21 protein-coding genes are annotated in these 18,783 nt (G+C 65.5%); 4 read left to right on the top strand and 17 right to left on the bottom strand.

Annotated features, from left to right (window positions below; all coding sequences use genetic code 11):
* Positions 1 to 55: 55 nt before the first annotated feature.
* Complete coding sequence (locus K7G81_RS14290) at positions 56 to 2,152, bottom strand: transglycosylase domain-containing protein (RefSeq protein WP_255587083.1); 2,097 nt, start codon at positions 2,150 to 2,152, stop codon at positions 56 to 58.
* 147 nt (positions 2,153 to 2,299) lie between these two features.
* Here K7G81_RS14290 and K7G81_RS14285 point away from each other — a divergent pair, with 147 nt between their 5' ends.
* Positions 2,300 to 2,881: an NADPH-dependent FMN reductase gene (locus K7G81_RS14285; RefSeq protein WP_223031490.1), complete on the top strand. Its 582-nt coding sequence runs from the start codon at positions 2,300 to 2,302 to the stop codon at positions 2,879 to 2,881.
* 4 nt (positions 2,882 to 2,885) lie between these two features.
* On the opposite strand, the gene K7G81_RS14280 is transcribed toward K7G81_RS14285, so the two are convergent.
* The 16 genes from K7G81_RS14280 to K7G81_RS17855 all read right to left on the bottom strand — a co-directional run bounded on the left by K7G81_RS14280 (position 2,886) and on the right by K7G81_RS17855 (position 16,702).
* A complete protein-coding gene (locus K7G81_RS14280) occupies positions 2,886 to 4,040 on the bottom strand; it encodes an SO2930 family diheme c-type cytochrome (RefSeq protein ID WP_223031489.1) in 1,155 nt (384 codons plus the stop codon).
* A 203-nt stretch (positions 4,041 to 4,243) separates the two neighbouring features.
* Positions 4,244 to 5,464 carry a parallel beta-helix domain-containing protein gene (locus tag K7G81_RS14275; RefSeq protein WP_223031488.1) on the bottom strand — a complete coding sequence of 407 codons (1,221 nt, stop codon included), beginning with the start codon at positions 5,462 to 5,464 and terminating at the stop codon, positions 4,244 to 4,246.
* A gap of 69 nt (positions 5,465 to 5,533) precedes the next feature.
* Positions 5,534 to 6,439, bottom strand: a complete 906-nt coding sequence (locus K7G81_RS14270; RefSeq protein ID WP_223031487.1) for a flagellar motor protein MotB — start codon at positions 6,437 to 6,439, stop codon at positions 5,534 to 5,536.
* A 130-nt stretch (positions 6,440 to 6,569) separates the two neighbouring features.
* The gene (motA, locus tag K7G81_RS14265) at positions 6,570 to 7,433 is read right to left on the bottom strand and encodes a flagellar motor stator protein MotA (RefSeq protein ID WP_223031486.1); all 864 of its coding nucleotides are present in this window, start codon (positions 7,431 to 7,433) and stop codon (positions 6,570 to 6,572) included.
* A 249-nt stretch (positions 7,434 to 7,682) separates the two neighbouring features.
* Positions 7,683 to 8,597: a flagellar hook-associated protein FlgL gene (flgL, locus tag K7G81_RS14260; protein WP_223031485.1), complete on the bottom strand. Its 915-nt coding sequence runs from the start codon at positions 8,595 to 8,597 to the stop codon at positions 7,683 to 7,685.
* 8 nt (positions 8,598 to 8,605) lie between these two features.
* Positions 8,606 to 9,952: a flagellar hook-associated protein FlgK gene (gene flgK / locus K7G81_RS14255; protein WP_223031484.1), complete on the bottom strand. Its 1,347-nt coding sequence runs from the start codon at positions 9,950 to 9,952 to the stop codon at positions 8,606 to 8,608.
* A complete protein-coding gene (locus K7G81_RS18070) occupies positions 9,949 to 10,341 on the bottom strand; it encodes a rod-binding protein (RefSeq protein ID WP_369412115.1) in 393 nt (130 codons plus the stop codon). Before K7G81_RS18070 ends, flgK begins: the two co-directional genes overlap by 4 nt.
* Positions 10,338 to 11,438, bottom strand: coding sequence for a flagellar basal body P-ring protein FlgI (locus K7G81_RS14245; RefSeq protein WP_223031483.1), 1,101 nt, complete (start codon positions 11,436 to 11,438; stop codon positions 10,338 to 10,340). The genes K7G81_RS18070 and K7G81_RS14245 overlap by 4 nt, the downstream gene beginning before the upstream one ends.
* A 15-nt stretch (positions 11,439 to 11,453) precedes the next feature.
* Complete coding sequence (locus K7G81_RS14240) at positions 11,454 to 12,134, bottom strand: flagellar basal body L-ring protein FlgH (protein WP_223031482.1); 681 nt, start codon at positions 12,132 to 12,134, stop codon at positions 11,454 to 11,456.
* Positions 12,134 to 12,922 carry a flagellar basal-body rod protein FlgG gene (gene flgG, locus K7G81_RS14235; RefSeq protein WP_223031481.1) on the bottom strand — a complete coding sequence of 263 codons (789 nt, stop codon included), beginning with the start codon at positions 12,920 to 12,922 and terminating at the stop codon, positions 12,134 to 12,136. Before flgG ends, K7G81_RS14240 begins: the two co-directional genes overlap by 1 nt.
* Before the next feature lie 11 nt (positions 12,923 to 12,933).
* A complete protein-coding gene (flgF, locus tag K7G81_RS14230; RefSeq protein ID WP_223031480.1) occupies positions 12,934 to 13,680 on the bottom strand; it encodes a flagellar basal-body rod protein FlgF in 747 nt (248 codons plus the stop codon).
* A 29-nt stretch (positions 13,681 to 13,709) separates the two neighbouring features.
* Positions 13,710 to 15,005 (bottom strand): flagellar hook protein FlgE, encoded by a 1,296-nt coding sequence (locus K7G81_RS14225; protein WP_223031479.1) that lies wholly within the window; start codon positions 15,003 to 15,005, stop codon positions 13,710 to 13,712.
* Positions 15,006 to 15,033: 28 nt separating this feature from the next.
* Positions 15,034 to 15,726, bottom strand: coding sequence for a flagellar hook assembly protein FlgD (locus K7G81_RS14220; RefSeq protein WP_223031478.1), 693 nt, complete (start codon positions 15,724 to 15,726; stop codon positions 15,034 to 15,036).
* The gene (gene flgC / locus K7G81_RS14215; protein ID WP_223031477.1) at positions 15,723 to 16,139 is read right to left on the bottom strand and encodes a flagellar basal body rod protein FlgC; all 417 of its coding nucleotides are present in this window, start codon (positions 16,137 to 16,139) and stop codon (positions 15,723 to 15,725) included. Before flgC ends, K7G81_RS14220 begins: the two co-directional genes overlap by 4 nt.
* Before the next feature lie 3 nt (positions 16,140 to 16,142).
* On the bottom strand, positions 16,143 to 16,496 hold the full coding sequence (flgB, locus tag K7G81_RS14210) for a flagellar basal body rod protein FlgB (protein ID WP_223031476.1): 354 nt from the start codon (positions 16,494 to 16,496) through the stop codon (positions 16,143 to 16,145).
* A gap of 71 nt (positions 16,497 to 16,567) precedes the next feature.
* A complete protein-coding gene (locus K7G81_RS17855) occupies positions 16,568 to 16,702 on the bottom strand; it encodes a hypothetical protein (protein WP_255587080.1) in 135 nt (44 codons plus the stop codon).
* A gap of 114 nt (positions 16,703 to 16,816) precedes the next feature.
* Here K7G81_RS17855 and K7G81_RS14205 point away from each other — a divergent pair, with 114 nt between their 5' ends.
* From K7G81_RS14205 to K7G81_RS14195, 3 genes are read left to right on the top strand one after another with little or no spacing between them, the layout of a single operon-like run.
* Positions 16,817 to 17,497, top strand: coding sequence for a motility protein A (locus K7G81_RS14205; protein ID WP_223031475.1), 681 nt, complete (start codon positions 16,817 to 16,819; stop codon positions 17,495 to 17,497).
* Positions 17,494 to 18,039 carry a flagellar motor protein MotB gene (locus tag K7G81_RS14200; protein ID WP_223031474.1) on the top strand — a complete coding sequence of 182 codons (546 nt, stop codon included), beginning with the start codon at positions 17,494 to 17,496 and terminating at the stop codon, positions 18,037 to 18,039. The genes K7G81_RS14205 and K7G81_RS14200 overlap by 4 nt, the downstream gene beginning before the upstream one ends.
* A 53-nt stretch (positions 18,040 to 18,092) precedes the next feature.
* Complete coding sequence (locus K7G81_RS14195; RefSeq protein ID WP_223031473.1) at positions 18,093 to 18,623, top strand: hypothetical protein; 531 nt, start codon at positions 18,093 to 18,095, stop codon at positions 18,621 to 18,623.
* The last annotated feature ends 160 nt before the right edge of the window (positions 18,624 to 18,783 follow it).

The following is an 18,783-nucleotide window of genomic DNA, read 5'->3' as shown; positions in this document are numbered from 1 at the left end:
ATCGAGCGTCAACACCTCCGTCGCCCCGATCGTGTTTCGGCATGACGGAGACGGGTTATTGGTCGCTCGCCGGCGGCTCCTCGTCGCCGTGTCGCGGCGGGCGGTCGGCGGCGGGCGGGTTGCGCGACAAAGTGATGTCGCCGTTGCCGCCGATCTTGAGATCGAGGCCGAGGCCGGTGAAATTGCCCTCGACCGCGACCGCGCCATCGTCCGGTATGGCGATATTGGCATCGCCGGCGTCGCCTTCGTCCTCATCGGCCGCCGGCTGCGGCACAGCGCGTGGAGCGAGGCCGAGCGCCTGGATCATGAAATCGTGCCAGATGCGCGCCGGAATGCCGCCGCCGGCGAGGCCGGGATTGGGGCTGTCGTCGTCATTGCCGACCCACACGCCGCAGACCAGACCGTTGGCAAACCCGACGAACAGCGCGTCGCGGCTATCCTGCGTGGTGCCGGTCTTGCCGAAGGTCTGCACGCCGGGGAGCGCAGCCTTGCGGCTGGTACCGTCCTCGACCGAGGCCGCCAGCAGATCGCGCATCTCGTTCTGGATGCGGTGGGGAATCGGGTGGGCGCCGTGGGTGAATTGCTCGAGCCAGCCCTTCTGTTTGGGATCAGCGAGCCCTTGCGCCTGGACCGGATAATCGCCCGCGGCGATCGCCGCATAAGCCGCGGTCAGCTCGAGCAGCGACGTGTTGGCAGTGCCCAGCGCGATCGTCGCCTCGCTCGGGATTGGCGTCGAAATGCCGAGATCGCGCGCGGTACGGATCACGTTGTTGACGCCGACCTTTTGGATCAACCGCGCCGCGGCAACATTCGACGACACGGCGAACGCCTCGCGCAACGGAATCTCGCCGCGATAGCGCTTTTCGGCATTTTCCGGCGACCAGTTGCCGATCGTCACCGGCGCGTCCTCGATCGTCGTATCGGGGGTGAGCCCTTGCCGCATCGCGGTGAGATAGACGAACAGCTTGAAGGTCGATCCCGGCTGGCGCAGCGCCTGCGTGGCGCGGTTGAAGGGGCTGTCCTTATACGATTTGCCGCCGACCATCGCGACGACGGTGCCATCGGGCTTCATCGCGACCAGCGCGACCTGCGCCTTGTGCAGGCCGGCGCGGCCGACCGCGCGCTCGGCGGCCTTTTGCAGCCGGGTGTCGAGCGTGGTGCGCACGGTGGTTTCGGCGCGGACTTCGCCGGCGGTGTCGCGCGCCTCGGGCAACACCCAGTCGGCGAAATAGGTGCCGTTGGGGAGCTGGCGGGTGCGGCGGACGTGGAGAACGGCGGGCCTGGCGGCGGCAGCCTGCGCCTTGGTGATGAAGCCGCCATCCTGCATCGCATGGACGACGATGGCCTCACGCGCTCGCGCGCCCTTCAGATTGCCGGTCGGCGCGAGCGCGGAGGGCGCCTTGACGAGGCCGGCGAGCATCGCGGCCTGACCGACGGTGAGATCTTCTGGCTCACGATCAAAATAATGTTCGGACGCCGCACGCAACCCGTAGACATTGTCGCCGAAATAGACGTTCGACAGATAACGCGAAAGGATCTGGTCCTTGGTCAGCCACGCCTCGAGCCAGAACGAGATCAGCACCTCGCGCAGCTTGCGGCCCATGTTGCGATCGGCGTCGAGAAAGGCGTTCTTGGCGAGCTGCTGGGTGATCGTGCTGCCGCCCTCGCGCACCCCGCCGGCGCGCATGTTGTGAATCGCCGCACGCGCGATGCCACGCGGATCGATCCCCCAATGGTGGTAGAAGCGCCGGTCCTCGATCGCGACGAACGCGTTGGGCACATAGGCAGGCAGATTGGCGGCATCGACCGGCTTGCCGATGATCGCTCCGCGCCGGGCGATCGGCGTGCCGTCCGATGCCAGCAGCGTGATCGACGGCGGCGTCGGCGGCTGCAGCGATTTGGAGAGCGGCGCGGTGACCGCCAGCCACGCGACGAGAAGCACGAACAGGATGACGAGCACGCCCAATCCGCGCATCGCCCAGCGCAGCTTCGAGGTCCGTCGCTTGGGTGGCAGCGTCGGTTCGCCCCAATCGGCGTCGGCATCGCCATAGCCGACTGCTTCGTCGGCGCGGCGCATCAGATCGTCGAGATCGAATCGTTCGGGCCGGTTGGCGCGCGAAATCGTATCTGATTCGAAAGGATTAAGGCGCATCGCTTCGGTCTGCCGGCCGCAGGGGGCGGAGAAACTGTATTATCAAATTAATACACTAGTCACAAGTCCGACGTTTACACCTGTCAGTGGCCGGCGAGCAAGAGACACGGCATTGAGGCCGGGCGCCGGGGCGGCTATGCGCGGGCGATGGCATCCCCCGAACTTCCACCGCTAGTCGTCGGCATCGGCGGCACGATCGGCGGCGTCTCGTCGACCGAGCGCGCGCTCCGCATCGCGCTCGACGCCGCCGAGCGCGAAGGATTCCGCACTCGCCTGTTCGGCGGCGAGGATATGGCGCGGCTGCCGCTCTACAACCCCCGTGCGGCGACGCGCACCGAAGATGAGCGCGCCTTCGTCGACGCAGTGCGCGATGCCTCCGCGGTGATCATCTCGAGCCCCGGCTATCACGGCAGCATATCGGGCGTGGTCAAGAACGCGCTCGACCTGCTTGAGGAAACCGCGCGGGACGAGCGCCCCTATCTTGCGGACATGCCGGTCGGCCTGATCACCACCGCCTACGGCTGGCAAGCGACCGGCAGCACGATCGCGGCGCTGCGTTCGATCGTCCATGCCCTGAGAGGCTGGCCGACACCGTTCGCCGCGGCGATCAACACCCAGCTCACCAGGTTCGATGACGAAGGCGGCTGCACCGATCCCGCGGTGCTCGACCAGCTTACGTTGATCGGTCGGCAAGTCGCGCGCTTCGCCCCGCTGGCGCGGCAGGGCTGAGCCTTCAGCGCATCGCCATCTGATCGCGGCCGTCGCGATCGACCCGGCATTCGCCTTTCAATTGCGCAATCCATTGTTCGATCAACGCGACGCCCTCCTGGTGAACGAGGCTGCGCCCCGTCTCGGGCATCATCGCGCCGGGATCGGTGCTCGCCATGCGGAACGGCAGAATCGACAAATCCGGACGGCCGGGCACGATGTCATAGGGCCGATCGCCACCGCCCCCGCCCGCCGCGACCGGCGGCTTGCACACACCGATGCGCCGCGGGTCGGGAACGGTCGAATGCAGCCACAGGCCCGAGACGCGCGCTGGGCCGGTCGGCGAATGGCAATGCGCGCAATTGACGTCGAGATAGGCGCGCGCCCGCGCGTCGAGCGGTGCCGAGGCATCGTCGAACGCCGCGTCGCGCGGCACGTTGGCGCTCGGCAGCCCGGTCAGATAATGCAGGCGCACGAGCCGCTGGAGCTGGTTGACGTTGCCGCCCGGCCCCGGAAAATCACGATTGAGATGCCGTGCCTTGGGGCCGATCGGTCCGAGCGCGCGGGTGCGATAATCGGCGGTGTGGCAGCCGCCGCACTGGTTCTGGTTGGGTACGCTGTAAACGAAATCGGTCCGGTCCGCACCGTCGATGAAGGTCAGCGGGATATCGGCGCCGGTGCGCTGCAGCGTCGCCTCGGTCTGGTCGGCGTTCCAGACATAGGGCAGGCCGATCCAGCCGTCGGCGCGATGGACGAGCAGCCGTGTCTCGATCAGCCGGACATGGCGCAGATCAAGCCCGTCGACGCCGGTCTGATAGGTCGCCGGCGTCATCTTGACGACCTCGTTGCTTTCGCCGGGGCTCGGCGCGCTTGCCGGCACGGTATAATAAAAGGTCTTGGTGATGATCGTGCCGACCGGGAAGTCCAAGGTCTTTTCTGGTTCGTATCGGGCAGACGCCCCCGGCGGCATCCAGATCGTCCGCCATTTCTGCGCGTAATCGCTGAACAGCGGCGTCGCCAGTTCGTAGGTCACCATGCCCTTGTGCGGGGTGATGCGGTGATCCTTCACCGTGAACAGTCCCCATTCGTCGAGCGTTTTGGGGAAACCGGCGGCGTGAAACGTCACGTCGCTCGGCGCTTGATGGCAAGAGGCCAGGGCGAGGATTACCGAGCCCGCCATCGTCGCGGCTTTAAGCGGTTGACGGCCTGGTTCGCGCAGAGATGCAAAGATGCGGAGAAGACATTCCCGCGCGAAAGCGCGAAGGCACAGCGAAAGACTCCGCCGGGACGGATCGGCGGCGACAGATCGCGACGGCGACCCCTGATGCATCCTCTTTGCGCCTCTGCGCCTCTGCGCGAACCCTATTTCTCCACCGCGAACGGTCACGACGTCTTGGTCATGCTCGCGGGCAGGATCACCGGTCGCAGCCGCGCCGCAGGTTTGCAATCGAGCGTGACAAGCCTGGCACCGGCGAATTTGTGCGCGCCGTCAGCATCGAGCACTTTGGCATCGCCATTCTGGACGCAGATTCCCGCGTCCGCCACCTTGGGATCGGTGAAGCCGTCCCACAGCACGTCAGGCAGCCGCCCGCCGAGCGCGGCGGCGAGCTTGTCGAACCCGGCACCGGGCTTGTCGCCGCCGCCCTTGAAGGTGTTGCCGGTGACATAGATGTTCTGGGGATAGGGATCATATACCGCCGACCGCCCGCGCTCGGTATCGAAGCCGGTCGAGAAATAGCTCGAGATGATGACATTGGCGGTCTGGTTGTCGGCGATCTCATTGTCGAAAATCTCGACGTCGTCGTTCGAATTGACCACCACGCCCGACCCCGCCGGCACCGAGCGGACCGCGCTGCCTTCTGCGCCGAAATTGGGCGTATTGTTGGCGATCACCTTGTTGTCATGGACGCGCGTCTTGCTGCCTGGCACGGGCAGATCGGGCATGTTGAACACCAGGATGCCGCCGGTATTGCCGGTCGTGGTGTTGCCATAGACATCGGCATCGGTCGAATTCTCGATCTCGATGCCCGCGACATTGCCCTCGGCGCGGTTGTTACGGACGATGATGTTGCTCGACTGGCCGACATAGATCCCTGCGTCCGAGGCGCCCTTCACCACGCAATCCTCGATCAACACGTTGCTGACCTGGACGGGATACAGCCCATACGCGCCGTTCGAGGTCTTCGGCCCGCCAGTCCATTCGGCCGTCACCCGGCGCATCACCGCATCCTTGGTGCCGTTGATCTTCAACGCGTCGCCCTTGCTGTTCTGCAGCGTCAGGTCTTCGAGCGTGAAATCGTCGCCGGTAACGAGCATCCCCTCGGCGCCCGACGTCTGCTTAGCAAACGACAGCACCGTTTTGTCCATGCCGGCGCCCTTGATGGTAACGCCGTCAGCAGTGAGGCTGAGGCTGCGGGTCAGGGCGTATTTGCCCGCGGGGATGGTGATGACGGTGCCCGGCTTGGCGTCGAGCAATTGTTCCTGAAGATGCTGCTCGAAGCCGGGATCGACGACGAACCCTTCGGAATCGGTTTTGTGCGCTGATTGGCAGCCAGCGAGCGTCAGCCCCGCCAGCGCGCAGACGGCGAACGGCACGAACCGCATGATCCTCTCCCTCTGTTTTGCCATACCCTATCCTCAAAATGGGCGGCAGGTCGAGGGCGGATCAGCGCGCTACTGGCCGAATACCCCGCGCCGATAGAGCAATGTGATCGCGATGCGGCGATTGCGGGGGTCGGCGGGGTTGCCGGCGATCATCGGCTCGCGGTCGGCGACGCCTTCGATGCGATCGAACCGGTCCTCGGGCACACCGGCGGCGGCGAGCCGCTGCCGCGTCGCTTCGGCGCGGCCGGTCGACAGCATCCAGTTGTTCATCGTCTTGGGGTCGCCGTAGCGCAGGCTATCGGTATGGCCCCGGATCATGATCGGATTGCCCGATCCCTTGATCGATTCGGCGATTAGCCCAAGCAACTTGTCCGCCGCCGGCTCGAGCTGGGTCGTGCCCAGAGCGAACATCGAATAATCGGCGTCGTCGAGCAGGTCGATGCGCAGGCCGTCGCGGGTGCGCACGAAATGGACGTGCTTGGCCAGCCCCTTGAGCTTGGGGTTGTTGCCGATCTCCTGCTCGATCTGGCGATGCATGCGCGAGAAATTGGCGGTATCTTCCTTGGCCAGTTCGGCCTTGTTCTTGAGCGTGCCCTTCTGCCCGCTGCCGACCTGGTTGCCGCCGGCCGCATCGACGGGGATCGTCATCGATCGCGTGCCGGTCTGCTGCGCGCGGTGCGGATAATGATCCTTGTCGGTAATCGATTCGCCGCCGAACAGGCCGTGCGAGCCGGCACTGTTCTCGCGCATCGTCACCAACGTCGGCGCGAAATAATCGGCCAGCGACTTGCGCTGCTTCTCGGTCGTCGCGCCGAGCAGCCAGAGCAGCAGGAAGAACGCCATCATCGCCGTCACGAAATCGGCATAGGCGACCTTCCACGCGCCGCCGTGATGGCCGCCATGGCCTTCGACGAAGATCTTCTTGACGATGATCTTCGGCGGCTGGTTCGATCCGTGGGGTGCACGGGCGGCCATTATTCGGCGCCTCGCGGCGCGTGGCGGCACCGGTCCACTCCCCCACCCGGCCACCCATTCATTGTACGATCGTGGGTGGTCGGGTGGGGGAGTGGGCTGGTGCCGCTCATCGGCGAGAGCCGATCAAACATCACCTACCCCGCAATCCATCGAACACTTCGGCAAAGGCGGGCTGGTTGGCGTGCGCGATGCCCGAGCGCGCGGCTTCGATCACCAGCGGCTGCGGATGCCCGTGGAGCGAGGCGATAATGATCTGCTTGACGGTGTGATAGATCGCGGCGTCGGCATCGATCACCTGGCGCAGGCGGTTGGCGAGCGGGCCGACCAAGCCATAGGCCAGCAGCACGCCCATGAAGGTGCCGACCAGCGCCGAGCCGATCATCCCGCCCAGGATCGCCGGCGGCTTGTCGATCGCGCCCATCGTCTTGACCACGCCGAGCACCGCCGCGACGATGCCGAGCGCAGGCAGCGCATCGCTCAATGACTGCAGCGCGCCCTGCGGCCCTTCGACCTCATGGTGGTGGGTCTTGATCGCGTTATCCATCACGTCCTCGACCGCGTGGACGTCGAGCGTCCCCGACGAGACGACGACGAGGCGCAGCGTATCGGCAATCAGATTGACCAGCGTGTGATCGGCAAGCAGGCGAGGATATTCGGCGAAGATTGCCGACGACTTCGGATCTTCGACATGCGGCTCGAGCGCAATCGGCCCGTCCATGCGCAGCATCTTCATCAGCTTGGAAACGAGGAAGATCGTGTCGAGATAATCCTGCTTCTTGTATTTCGGGCCCTTCAGCACCTTGGCGATGCCGCCGCCCAGCGCCTTCAATTCCTTCATCGAGTTGCCGATGATCAGCGAGCCGACGCCGGCGCCGCCGATAATCAGCATCTCGTGCGGAATCGCCTCCATCACCGGGCCCAGTGCGCCGCCGGTGAACACGAAGCCGCCGAATACCATCACGATCAGGACGACGAGGCCGATTGCCGGAAACATGTGTTCGAACTTCCCCCTGTCGTGCGCGCGGCCGCGTGACTCTACGATTCAGATAACGACCGGCTTCCCCAGGTTTTCAGTGATTTTCCTCGCCATATGGTTAACCGGGCAAAGAATGTTTTTGCTTGAGGAGTACTCTCCGTCACCGGCGACCTTGTTTCAGGGTCTACGGGCCGCCGCTCGCGGCGCGCGAGCGTCATCGTTGCGTCATGGATGCCGAAACAAATTCAGCATGACGGGGTGAGATTCCTATTTCAGGTAATCGAACAGCGACAGCGAAGTGAGCTTGGTAAAGCTGGCCTGCGTCGCTTGCAGGATCGTCATCGTCTTCTGCAAATCGGTGATCGCCTGGGTGACGTCGGTATCCTCGAGCGAGGAACGCTGCGTCTCCCGGGTCACCGCCATGTCGGTCATCGCGCTCGACACGAGATCGAGCCGCTTCTCGCGCGCACCGACCGAGGCCTGGGCGTCGGATACGTGCGACAAGGCCGCCGTCAGCGCGTCGCCTGCCGTCGAGGCGGCATCGCTCGCCGCCGTTCCGCCGGCATCGAGCGCATCGGCGAAGCTGTTGAGAATGGAGAACAGGTCGGTGGTGCCCGAGCCGGTATCGATCCCGCCGAACACGTCCGATGCGGTGTCGTTGGCAACCACCGTTTGCGATTCGCCGATCGGGATCGAGGTGGCGGTGCCGGTATCGTTGATCGTTACGCTGCCATCGGCATTCTGGGTTACCGGCTGGGTGCCCTGGCTACCGGCGAACAGCGGCGTGCCGTGCGCGTTGGTGGTGTTGGCAAGGCCGACCAGCGAACTGATGATCCCGCGCAACTCGGTCGAGATCGCCGAGCGTTGGTCGTCGTCGAGCGATCCGCTGTTGGCTTCGACCGCGAGTTCCTGTGCGCGCTGGATCTGGCTGACGACGCTGGTCAGCGTGCTGTCGCTCTGCGTCAACAGGCTTTGCGCGGTCGCCACATTGGCCTGATAGGCGCTGTCGTTCGAGGTCTGCCGCGCGAGTAGCTGGAGCTGCTGATACGCCACCGCGTCATCGGACGGATCCTGCAGCCGCTTGCCCGTCGAGATCTGGGTCTGCAACTTGTCCGCCTGCTCGGTGAGCTGCGACATCAGGCTGTTCGAGGTGTTGTAGAACTGGTTGGTGCTGATCTGCATGGATCACCTCAGCGGATATCGAGGATCGACTGGAAGATGTCGCGCGCGGCCTGGATCACCCGGCTCGATGCCGAATAAGCCTGCTGGAAGCGCAGCAGGTCGACCGCCTCGCTGTCGAGGCTGACGCCCGACGACGAATCGCGATCGGCGACGGCATTGTCGTGGATCGCGGCTTGCGCATCGGCGATCTTCTGGCGCGCCGACAGCGCGCTTGCCACGTCGGTGGTGAGCTGCGTCACCTGCCCCTCGTAATCGGCCGAATTACGCAAGCTGGTCAGCGAAATCAGATTGCTGTTGTCGAGCGGCCCCGCCCCCGATGCCGCCGCGGCGATGCCGCGACCCGAGGTGAGCACCAGGCTGACGTCGGTCGGGTCGGCGCCGATCGCAAACATCGGCTGGCCGGCATTGCCGTCGAGATCGGCGCCGGCGGCCTGGAAGTCGTTCATCCCCTGGACGAACGCCGCGGCGGTCTGGCCGAGCTGATTCTGCGCCTCGGCCAGGCGCTGCGCGCCGTCGGCGATGCCGGAAAACGCGCCGCCGGTGATCGCGGCGCTGGTGATATTGCCGCCGAAATGGATGGCATAGGAAACCGCGCCATCATCGCCGCGGGCATAGGTCAGCGAACCGGCATTGTTGTTCTGCACGATCATCGGCCCGGTCGCGCCGCCAACGCGCACCGTCGCCCGGCCGACAGCGTCGTACGAAACCGAGACGTTGGCGATCGCGCTCATCTGCTCGATCAGCTGGTCGCGCTGGTCGAGCAGCTGCGCGCTGCCCATCGTGTCCGGCACGTTGCGGCTGAGCCCGTCATTGACCTTGGCCAGCGCGGCGGCGAGCCCGTTGAACGTCGTCACCGAATCCTGCGCGGTCGCGTCGAGATTGTCGGCCACCGTTTGCAGCGCCTGGCCAGTGGCGGTGAAGCCGTCGGCGGCGCCCTGCGCCGCATCGAGCATCGCGGTGCGCGGCGCCGTCGCGGACGGATCGGCGGCGACGCCGTTCGCTGCATTGAAGAAGGTGGTGAGCTGATCCGACAGCTTGTTGCTGGTCAGCGCCGTCTGGATCTGGTCGAGCCACTGCACCGCGCTGTCCGACGCGCCGAGATCGCTCGCGGCCGATTGCACGGCGGCTTCCTTGAAGGCGTCGCCCGCGCGCGCGATGCCCGAGGTCATCACACCGCTCGCCGACGTCACCTCGCGCCGGGTGATCGTGCTGGTCGATGCCGGAGCCTCGTTGAGGACGGTGGTGCGTCGCGAATAGCCCTCGACGCCCGAATTCGCGATATTCTCCGAAACCGTGCTGATCGCGTTCTGATACGCGCGTACGCCGCTGGCGCCGATGTTGAGGATGTCGCTCATGAAGCGTCACCGATCGTCGGCGGATCATTGGCCGCCGCGACTGGCCCGACCGAAGCCGAGGGCGGCGTCGGCGCCTGCAGCGCGGTTTGCGATTTCGACAGGAAGTCGACCATCGCCTTGCCGATCCCGATCGGCGCCTTTTCGGACATCAGCGTGGCGACCTGCTGGTCCTGCATGTCGCGGAACGTGTCGAGCGCCTTCGATTCGAACAGAGTGTCGTCGGTCAGCTTGGCCTGGCGCATCGATTTCAGCATCATGCCATCGAACACCGCCTCGAACCGGCGCCCGGCCTTTTCGAGATTGGCGCGGTTCGACAGCCGGCTGGCGTCGTTCGCTGAGGTGCCGGCGGTACCGGTGGCGGCGATGGTCGAGGCGAGCGGCGTCGTCACAGGATCACCAGATCGGCCTGCAGCGCGCCGGCTTCCTTGAGCGCCTCGAGAATCGCGACCAGATCCGCCGGCGACGCGCCGATCGCATTGACCGCCTTGACGATGTCCGAAAGCTGCGGCCCCGGCGCGAGCAGGAACATCGGCTTCTTCTCCTCGTCGACCGAGACCGAGGAATGGTTCTCCAGCGCGGTCTCGCCCTTGCTGAACGGCGCGGGCTGGCTGATGTGCTGATCCTCGTCGATCTTGACGGTCAGCTTGCCATGGCTGACCGCCGCCGGGCCGACGCGAACCGCGGAGTTGATGACCACGGTGCCCGTGCGGGCATTGACGATCACGCGCGCCGGCGGCTCGGCCGTGGCGACTTCGAGATTCTCGATCTCGCTCATCATCGTCGCGCGGATATCCGCACCTTGCGGCGCGCGCACCTGGACCGAAACGCCGTCGGTCGCATCCGCCGTGCCGGCACCGAAGCGGCCGTTGATCGCCGCGGCGACATTCTGCGCCGTGGTGAAATCCGATTCGGCGAGGTTGAAGGTGAGGTTGGGCGAGGTGGCGAAGCCGGTATCGACCGCGCGCTCGACCGTCGCGCCACCGGGAATGCGCCCGCTCGACGGGATGTTGACGACGATCTTGGAGCCATCAGCGCCCTGCGCGCCCAGCCCGCCGACCGCGAGATTGCCCTGCGCCATCGCATAGATCTGGCCGTCGGCGCCAAGCAGCGGCGTCATGATCAGCGCGCCGCCGCGCAGCGACTTTGCCTTGCCCATCGACGAGACGGTGATGTCCAGCGTCTGGCCAGGCTTGGCGAAGGCGGGCAGATCGGCGGTCACCATCACCACCGCGGCATTCTTCAACCCCGGATTGACACCGGGCGGGAGCTGCAGCCCGAACCGCGACGCGACCGCCTTCATCGACTGGACGGTATATTCGAGATTGTCGTCACCCGTGCCCGGCAGCCCGACGACGATGCCGTAGCCGGTCAGCTGGTTGGTGCGGATGCCCTGGAAATTGCCGAGATCCTTGACGCGCTCGGCCAGCGCCGGCTGGGCGATGGTACAGGCGGCGAAAGCGGCGGCGAGGGCGATGCGACGGAACATGGGTTCGGATCCTCGTCAGAACGGGCTGATCACGGAGAAGAATCGGCTGAGCCAGCCCTGGCGGCTGGCGCGCGCCACATCGCCCTTGCCCGTGTAGGAAATCTCGGCATCGGCAACGCGGGTCGACAGAATCGTGTTGTCCGACGCGATGTCAGCGGTGCGCACGATGCCCTTGATCGTGATATATTCGTCGCCGCGGTTGAGCGTCAGGCGCTTCTGGCCCTGCACCAGCATCGTGCCGTTGGGATAGACCTGCGCCACGGTGACGCTGATCTGGCCGGACAGCGAATTGGATTGATCGGCGGTGCCCTTGCCGGTGAAGCTGCGATTCCCGCCAAGCGTCGCGTCGGACGACTTGAACAGCGCCAGCGCACCGGTGGTCGGCGGAACGAGACCCGTGCTGCCGTCCGAATTGAGCTTCGAGCTCGCCGATTTCGACGCCTGCGTGCTTTCCACCAGCACGATCGTCAGCGGATCGCCGACGCGGCGCGCGGACCAGCCGGCATAAAGCGGCGCATAGCCTTCCTGCGTCTGGAAGATCGATCCGTTCGACGATGGCGGCGGCGGCGGTGGCGGCAGCGTGAGGCTGTAATCCTCCTTGTGCTTCTTGTGCGCGAACGCCGGCGCCGAAGCCCCCGCGATGAGCACCGCCCCGACGGCGACGATGGTAAACGCCCTGGTCACGATTCGCACCATCACACGTTTTGGTTAATGAATTTGAGCATGTCGTCCGTCGCCGAGATCATTTTCGAATTGACCTCGTAGGCGCGCTGCGTCTCGATCATGTCGACGAGTTCCTCGACCACGTTGACGTTCGACGCTTCGAGCATGCCCTGGCGGATGTTGCCGCGGCCGTCCTGGCCGGCGATGCCCAGATTCGCTTCGCCCGACGCTGCGGTCTGCACCAGATAATTGTCGCCGGTCTCCTGCAGGCCCGCGGCATTGGGGAAGCTGGCGATCTGGATCTGCCCGATCTGCTGTGCCTCTTCCTGGCCCGGCACCACTGCCGAGACGGTGCCGTCGGTACCGATCGTGATCGATGTCGTGCCCTCCGGGATCGTGATGCCCGGCATCACTTGATAGCCATCCGAGGTGACCAGCTGGCCCTCCGACGAGCGCGAGAAATTGCCCGCGCGGGTATAGGCATAGGTGCCGTCTGGCATCTGGATCTGGAAATAGCCGTTGCCGTCGATCGCGAGATCGAGGCTGTTGCCGGTCTGGTTCATCTCGCCGGTGGTATCGATCCGCGAAGTGCCCTGGATGCGGACGCCGGTGCCGAGATTGAGCCCGGTGGCATATTTCGAATCCTGCGTGCTGTTCGCGCCCGGCGTGGTGACGACCTGATAGGCGAGCGTCGCGAAATCGGCGCGCTGCTTCTTGAACGCCGTGGTGTTGACGTTCGCCAGGTTGTTCGAAATCACCTGCATGCGCTTGTCCTGGGCGTCGAGCCCGGTCCGCGCGATGTGCATGGCTGCGCTGGTCATCGTCTTCTTCCTTAGCTTTGCAGGCTCATGACGGACGCGCCGCCCTGATCCAGGTCCTTGGCGTTCTTGAGGAGGTTCGCCTGCACCTCATAGGCGCGCTGGTTCTCGATCATGTCGACCAGCGTCTGCGTCATGTCGACGTTCGAGCCCTCGAGCGCGCCGGTTTCGACCTTCGCGGTCAAGTCTTGCGGCAGCGTGCCCCCGCCCTTGACATAGACCAGATTGTCGAGGCCCTTGACGGTCTGCGAGCCGACCGGGCTGACCAGCTTGAGCTGATCGATCTGCTGCATCGGCGTATCGGGCTGCGATCCCAGCGGCTTGATCGAAATCGATCCGTCGCTGGCGATCTGCACCTTGTCGGCGGGCGGCACGGTGATGGGCCCCCCCGAGCCCATCACCGGGAAACCGTCTCCGGTTTCCAACACGCCCGAGGCGCTGATCTGAAGATCGCCGCGCCGGGTATAGCCCTCGCTGCCGTCGGGCGCCTGCACCGCGAGCCAGGCCTGGCCCGACATCGCGACGTCGAGCGGCCGGCCGGTCTGCTGCACGCTGCCCGGCTTGAAATCGGCGTTGGTTACCTCTTCCGAGGTCGGCCGCCGGGTATCGAGCCCCTGGCCGGTCATGTCGAGCTGGTCGAAATTGACCAGATCGGCGCGAAAGCCGGTGGTGGACGCATTGGCCATGTTGTTGGCGATCGCCGCCTGCGCCGCCATCCGCGCGCGCATGCCGGTCGCTGCCGTATAGACCAGTTTATCCATCGCCCCGGCTCCCCCGTCCGCTCAATCGATCAACGGATGTTGAAGATCGTCTGCGCGACCTGGTTCGAGGTATCGAGCGCCTTGGCATTGGCCTGGAAGTTCTGCTGCGCCGCGATCAGATCGACCAGTTCCTGCGTGATATCGACGTTCGAGCCCTCGACCGTGCCCGACATCAGCGAGCCATAGCCGTTGTCGCCGGCCATGCCGTATTTGACCGCCCCCGAAATGCCGGTCGACTGCCAATAACTGTTGCCCATCTGGCGCAGCCCGGTCGGGTTGTTGAAATTGGCGATCGCGACCTTGCCGAGGATCTGGCTGTCACCATTCGAGAAGCTCGCCTTGACCATGCCGGTGTCGTCCACGGTCACGCCCGAAAGCTGGCCGACCGACTTGCCATCCTGGGTGCGCGAATTGACGTTGAACGGCGAGGTGAGCTGCGTCGATCCCGAGAAATCGAGGCTGAGCGCCTGCGCGGTGGTCGATCCGGTCGGCGTGAACGTGTCGAACGACGTCGCGCTGGTCGGCGAGGTCATCGCGCCGGTCGAATCGAAGGTGAGCTGGACCGGCGAGGCGTCGCCGCCGTTGGTGGTAAGCTGCTGGTCGCCGACGAAGCTGTAGACCGACCAGGTGGTATTGCCGCTCGCGTCGGGCTGGCCGTCACGGACGTAATAGCTGGTCATGGTCTGGGCGTTGCCCGACGCATCATAGATCGTCGTCTGGGTCGACTGGTTATAGGTCGTCGGATCGAAGCGATCGAAGCTGTACGGATTGGACACCGGATCGAAATCGGTCGAATCCGACGGCACGATCGACGCCGAGTTGAAATTGACGTCGAGCGCGACATTCTGCGTCGCGATCGGCACGCCACTGGTCTCGGGAAGCTGCAGGCTGATCAGCGAATCGCCGCCGGCGGCGACCACCGCGCCCGAGCCGTCGACCGGATAGACCTGCAGATGGCCGCCCTGCGAATCGGTGACGTAGCCGTCGGCATCGACCAGAAAGCTGCCGTTGCGGGTATAATTGACGGCAGTGCCATCGACTTGCGGTTTGACCGCGAAGAAACCATCACCCGAAATCGCGAGGTCGAGCGAGGATTGCGACTGGATCAGATTGCCTTCGCTGAACTGCTGGCGAGTATCCTTCACCGCGACGCCCGAGCCGATCAGGCTGTTGGGATCGGAAGACAGGCTCGATGCCATCACATCGGCGAATTCGGTCGACGACCGCTTGAAGCCGCTCGTCGCCGAGTTGGCGAGGTTGTTGGAGATCGTCGACATATCGGTCTGCGAAGCCTGCAGGCCGCTCAGCGAAGTGTAGAATGACATTGCAATGCTCCTGAGAAAATGAAGAAAATCAGCCGACTTCAACGACGTCGGAAACGGGAATCTGCCCGACGCCCGGCAGGGTGAGTTGCGCCTCGCCGTCAGACGGCATCGACACCGCGGCGACCGGCGCCCAGACAAGCGCCTGGCTGTTGACGGTCGTGCCGTTGTTGGTGGCGTAAGTTGTGACAGTGAACGGACCCGAGCCGGCGCTTTCGCCCGCGTCGTTGGTGCCGTCCCAGTCGAAGCTGACGGTGCCCTTGTCCTGGGCGCCGAGCGACATCGTCTTGAGCAGATTGCCATTGGCATCCGAGATGGCGACCGTCACGTCGGTGGCATCGTCGCCAAGCTGGACGGCGCCTGCGATGCCGCCCGAGGTGCGGCCATAAGCGACATTGCCCGGCGCGAGCACAGTCTTGCCGACATAGGACAAGGCATCGGACGCGCTGGTCGCGCCGAGCTTGTCGGCGATTTGCGTCAGCGTCGTATTCATCTGGCTGATGCCGGCGACGCTCGAGAATTGCGCCATCTGCGCGACCATCTGCGTGTTGTCGACCGGATTGAACGGATCCTGGTTCTTCAGCTGCGCGGTCATCAGCTGCAGGAAATCCGACTGGTCGAGCGTCTGGCTGGCCGCCTGCGTGGTCGTGGTCGGCGTCGCGGCGGTGCCGGAACGGCCGATGCCGAGGCTGGAGAGCGTCGAATCGAATGTGCTGCTTGTCATGAGCCTTGTCCGAGCTTGAGGGTGTCGAGCACCAGCGTCTTCGCCGTGTTCATCACCTGGACGTCGTTCTGATAACCACGCGCGGTCTCCATCATGTCGACCAGCTCGCGGGTCTCATCGACCGCGTTTTCCCAGACGTTGCCGTCGGCATCGGCCTGGGGATTGGTGGGATCGTAGCGCTTGGTCGGCGCTTCGCCGGCCTGCACCACTTGCTTGACGTTGACCGTGGCGAGGCCGGTGGCCTTGTCATATTCGGTCTGGAACACCGGCTTGATCGTCCGGTACGCCTCTGCCTCGCTCGACGCGACGCCGCCGGCGTTCGCCAGGTTCGAGGCCGTCGTGTTCATGCGCACGAGCTGCGCGCTCATCGCGCGGCCGGCGACCTGGAAAATGGTGAGCGGCTGATCGGCCATCGCTTATTCTCCCTTCAGCGCGCGGGTGATCTGGCCGATCCGCCCGTTCAGAAAGGAAAGCGTCGTCTGATAGCCGATCGCGTTTTCGGCGAAGGCGGTCTGCTCGGTCGCAAGATCGACGGTGTTCCCATCCATCGACATTTCGAGCGGGACGCGGAACTTGGTCGCCGCCTGCATCGCCTGCGCGTCGAACCCGCTGTCCTTCTCGGCAGCGCCCAGCGCTTCCTGAAAGTCGATGTCCTTGGCCTTGTAGCCCGGCGTCGACGCGTTCGCGATGTTCGACGCGAGCACACCCATGCGCTGCGAACGCACTTCGAGTGCCGCTGCGTGCACGCCGAAAAGACTGTCGTTGGCCATGTGTCGGTCTCCCGCACGAAAATTCACGCGCAGAGCTTTGCAATGGCCGTGCCAATTGTCGCAACAAGGCTTCAACCGCCCGGATTGCCGCCGATCGGCAAGCAAAACGGCAAGTCCTTGCCGGTTGCCGGCAATTCCTTTGCCGCTACCGCGGATGCCTGCACCGGCCCACTACTCCAGCCGTCATGCTGAACTTGTTTCGGCATCCATGATGCGCCGTCGCCGGTTCGCGCAGCGGCGATGTCGGCCCATGAAGCCTGAAACAAGCTCAGGGCAGCACCCGTCGGCACATTTGGCCCGATCCTTGCTGTATCCCACGCATGAGCACCACACCCGAATTCGCGCAGGCGCTTGGCGCCTTCTTCGACCCCACGGCGATCGGTATCGTCGTCGGCGGCGCGGCACTCGCGACCGTGCTGCGGACGCCGTGGCGCGATCTCAAGCGTGGGATTGCCGCGTTGGCCGTGCTGCCGCGGCGGCGCTTCGACGCGCAGCCGATGCTCGATCAGATCGCGGCACTCGGCCGCATCGCCCGGCGCCACGGCACGATCGCGCTCGATCGATCGGTGATCACCGATCCCGACGTCGCGGCGGCGATCGCCAGCATCGTCGATGCCGCGCCCGTTTCCGAAACCGCCGATGCGCTGATTCAGCGCCGCCGCGCACGGATCGAGCGCCACACCGCGGCCGCCGACATGTGGAGCGGGCTCGCCGAAGTCGCCCCCGCCATGGGTATGGTCGGCACGCTGATCGGCCTCGTGCGTATGTTCACCGCGATGGACGATCCCGCGACGATCGGCGGGGCGATGGCGGTCGCGCTGCTCGCGACGCTTTATGGCGCGTTGCTCGCCAACCTGGTCGCGCTGCCGATCGCGACGCGCCTGCGCCGCCGGGCGCGCGAGGAAGCAACCGAACGCGCGCGCCTCGAAGCGCCATTGGTCGCGCTTGCCGAGCGCGAACGGCCCAAGATCCAGTCGATCCGCGGAGCCAATGCGGCATGACGACCGCCGACGACTTTCCCGAAACGCCCGGCGGGCGGCCGGTCTGGCTGATCACGCTCGCTGACCTTGCGTTGCTGCTGGTCGGCTTTTTCGTGTTCATCCAGGCCAATAGCCATTTGGACGGCCACAAGCTCGCGCAGGGCTTTCGCGCCGGCTTCGGCATCGACAAGGCGCCGGCAGCCGAGGCGAGCCCCGATCCGATGCCCGTTGCCGCTGCCGCGATGCTCGATTTCGCGCCCGGCTCGGCGACGCTGCCGCAATCGCCCGCCGGGCTGGTCGCTTGGGCGCGCGCCGCTGCGGCCGATCCGCGCGTCACGCTCAAGGTGTCCGGCGAAACCGACGGAAGTACCACGGACATCGATCCCGCCAGCGGCAGCCGCGCGGTGCTCGCCGCCGATCGCGCCCGCGCCGTTGCCGCCGCGCTTGCCGCCGCGCATGTCGTCCAACCGGGGCGCCTGACCATCGTCAACGCCCCCGAATCCGCCGGCAAAGGTCGCCGCGCGGTGCTCGTCACCCTGGGTTTTGTCGGAGACCGGCAATGACCGACCGGCAACCGGCAATGCCTTGCCGCTCACGCTTCACGAAGGAGAAAGCCATGCTCCGCATCCTGATCCCCGCGCTCCTCGCCGCCACGCCCGCCGCGGCGCAGAATGCGTTCCAGGACACCGCCGGGCTCGATCGCGCGGTGGCCAGCTTCACCGGCCATGCGATCGGCGAGGAGGGCGGCGCGCGCATGCCGATCGACCACAAGCTCAAGCTGGCGCAATGCCCGACCGTCGCGCTGTCGTGGCACGGCCTCAACCATGACGCGGTGACGGTGACCTGCTCGGGGCCGAACTGGCATGTCTATGTGCCGGTCATCATGCCCGCCGCCGAGCCCAAGAGCCCATCGATCGCGCCGACCGTGATGATGGCGGCCAAGCCCGAGATCGTCATCCATCGCGGCGATCCGGTGATGGTCGAGGCAAGCCAGGCCGGCTTCACCATCTCGCGCGAGGCAGTCGCCCAGGGCGATGCCGCCGCCGGCCAACGCTTCATGGCCAAGGGCGACGGCGACCGCCAGGCATTCCAGGCGATCGCCATCGGCAGCGGCCGCGCCACCCTGCCGGGTTGGCCCATTAATTGATCTTGTTGCGGCGCCGGCCCGCTCCCCACCCCGCCTCCCAAAACATTATGCTGAATGGGAGGCGGGGTGGGGGAGCGGGCCGGTGCCCTAACCGTCGCCAAAGTCGACCCAAAAAAATTCCCGAAATAATTTCTAAAGGAATCCGGGACGCGGTCGTTTT

It is taken from the genome of Hephaestia mangrovi, from assembly GCF_019880555.1.
GTDB classification, from domain to species: Bacteria; Pseudomonadota; Alphaproteobacteria; order Sphingomonadales; family Sphingomonadaceae; genus Sphingomonas; species Sphingomonas mangrovi.
Note: the sequence above shows the minus strand (reverse complement) of the source record. Positions and strands in the feature narration are given on the sequence as shown.

Bases quoted from the DNA above. Each gene is read 5' to 3' on its own strand.
- K7G81_RS14290 (WP_255587083.1), bottom strand. From the start codon at position 2,152: ATGCGCCTTAATCCTTTCGAATCAGATACGATTTCGCGCGCCAACCGG.
- K7G81_RS14285 (WP_223031490.1), top strand. From the start codon at position 2,300: ATGGCATCCCCCGAACTTCCACCGCTAGTCGTCGGCATCGGCGGCACG.
- K7G81_RS14280 (WP_223031489.1), bottom strand. From the start codon at position 4,040: ATGGCGGGCTCGGTAATCCTCGCCCTGGCCTCTTGCCATCAAGCGCCG.
- K7G81_RS14275 (WP_223031488.1), bottom strand. From the start codon at position 5,464: ATGCGGTTCGTGCCGTTCGCCGTCTGCGCGCTGGCGGGGCTGACGCTC.
- K7G81_RS14270 (WP_223031487.1), bottom strand. From the start codon at position 6,439: ATGGCCGCCCGTGCACCCCACGGATCGAACCAGCCGCCGAAGATCATC.
- motA (WP_223031486.1), bottom strand. From the start codon at position 7,433: ATGTTTCCGGCAATCGGCCTCGTCGTCCTGATCGTGATGGTATTCGGC.
- flgL (WP_223031485.1), bottom strand. From the start codon at position 8,597: ATGCAGATCAGCACCAACCAGTTCTACAACACCTCGAACAGCCTGATG.
- flgK (WP_223031484.1), bottom strand. From the start codon at position 9,952: ATGAGCGACATCCTCAACATCGGCGCCAGCGGCGTACGCGCGTATCAG.
- K7G81_RS14245 (WP_223031483.1), bottom strand. From the start codon at position 11,438: ATGTTCCGTCGCATCGCCCTCGCCGCCGCTTTCGCCGCCTGTACCATC.
- K7G81_RS14240 (WP_223031482.1), bottom strand. From the start codon at position 12,134: ATGGTGCGAATCGTGACCAGGGCGTTTACCATCGTCGCCGTCGGGGCG.
- flgG (WP_223031481.1), bottom strand. From the start codon at position 12,922: ATGACCAGCGCAGCCATGCACATCGCGCGGACCGGGCTCGACGCCCAG.
- flgF (WP_223031480.1), bottom strand. From the start codon at position 13,680: ATGGATAAACTGGTCTATACGGCAGCGACCGGCATGCGCGCGCGGATG.
- K7G81_RS14225 (WP_223031479.1), bottom strand. From the start codon at position 15,005: ATGTCATTCTACACTTCGCTGAGCGGCCTGCAGGCTTCGCAGACCGAT.
- K7G81_RS14220 (WP_223031478.1), bottom strand. From the start codon at position 15,726: ATGACAAGCAGCACATTCGATTCGACGCTCTCCAGCCTCGGCATCGGC.
- flgC (WP_223031477.1), bottom strand. From the start codon at position 16,139: ATGGCCGATCAGCCGCTCACCATTTTCCAGGTCGCCGGCCGCGCGATG.
- flgB (WP_223031476.1), bottom strand. From the start codon at position 16,496: ATGGCCAACGACAGTCTTTTCGGCGTGCACGCAGCGGCACTCGAAGTG.
- K7G81_RS17855 (WP_255587080.1), bottom strand. From the start codon at position 16,702: ATGCCGAAACAAGTTCAGCATGACGGCTGGAGTAGTGGGCCGGTGCAG.
- K7G81_RS14205 (WP_223031475.1), top strand. From the start codon at position 16,817: ATGAGCACCACACCCGAATTCGCGCAGGCGCTTGGCGCCTTCTTCGAC.
- K7G81_RS14200 (WP_223031474.1), top strand. From the start codon at position 17,494: ATGACGACCGCCGACGACTTTCCCGAAACGCCCGGCGGGCGGCCGGTC.
- K7G81_RS14195 (WP_223031473.1), top strand. From the start codon at position 18,093: ATGCTCCGCATCCTGATCCCCGCGCTCCTCGCCGCCACGCCCGCCGCG.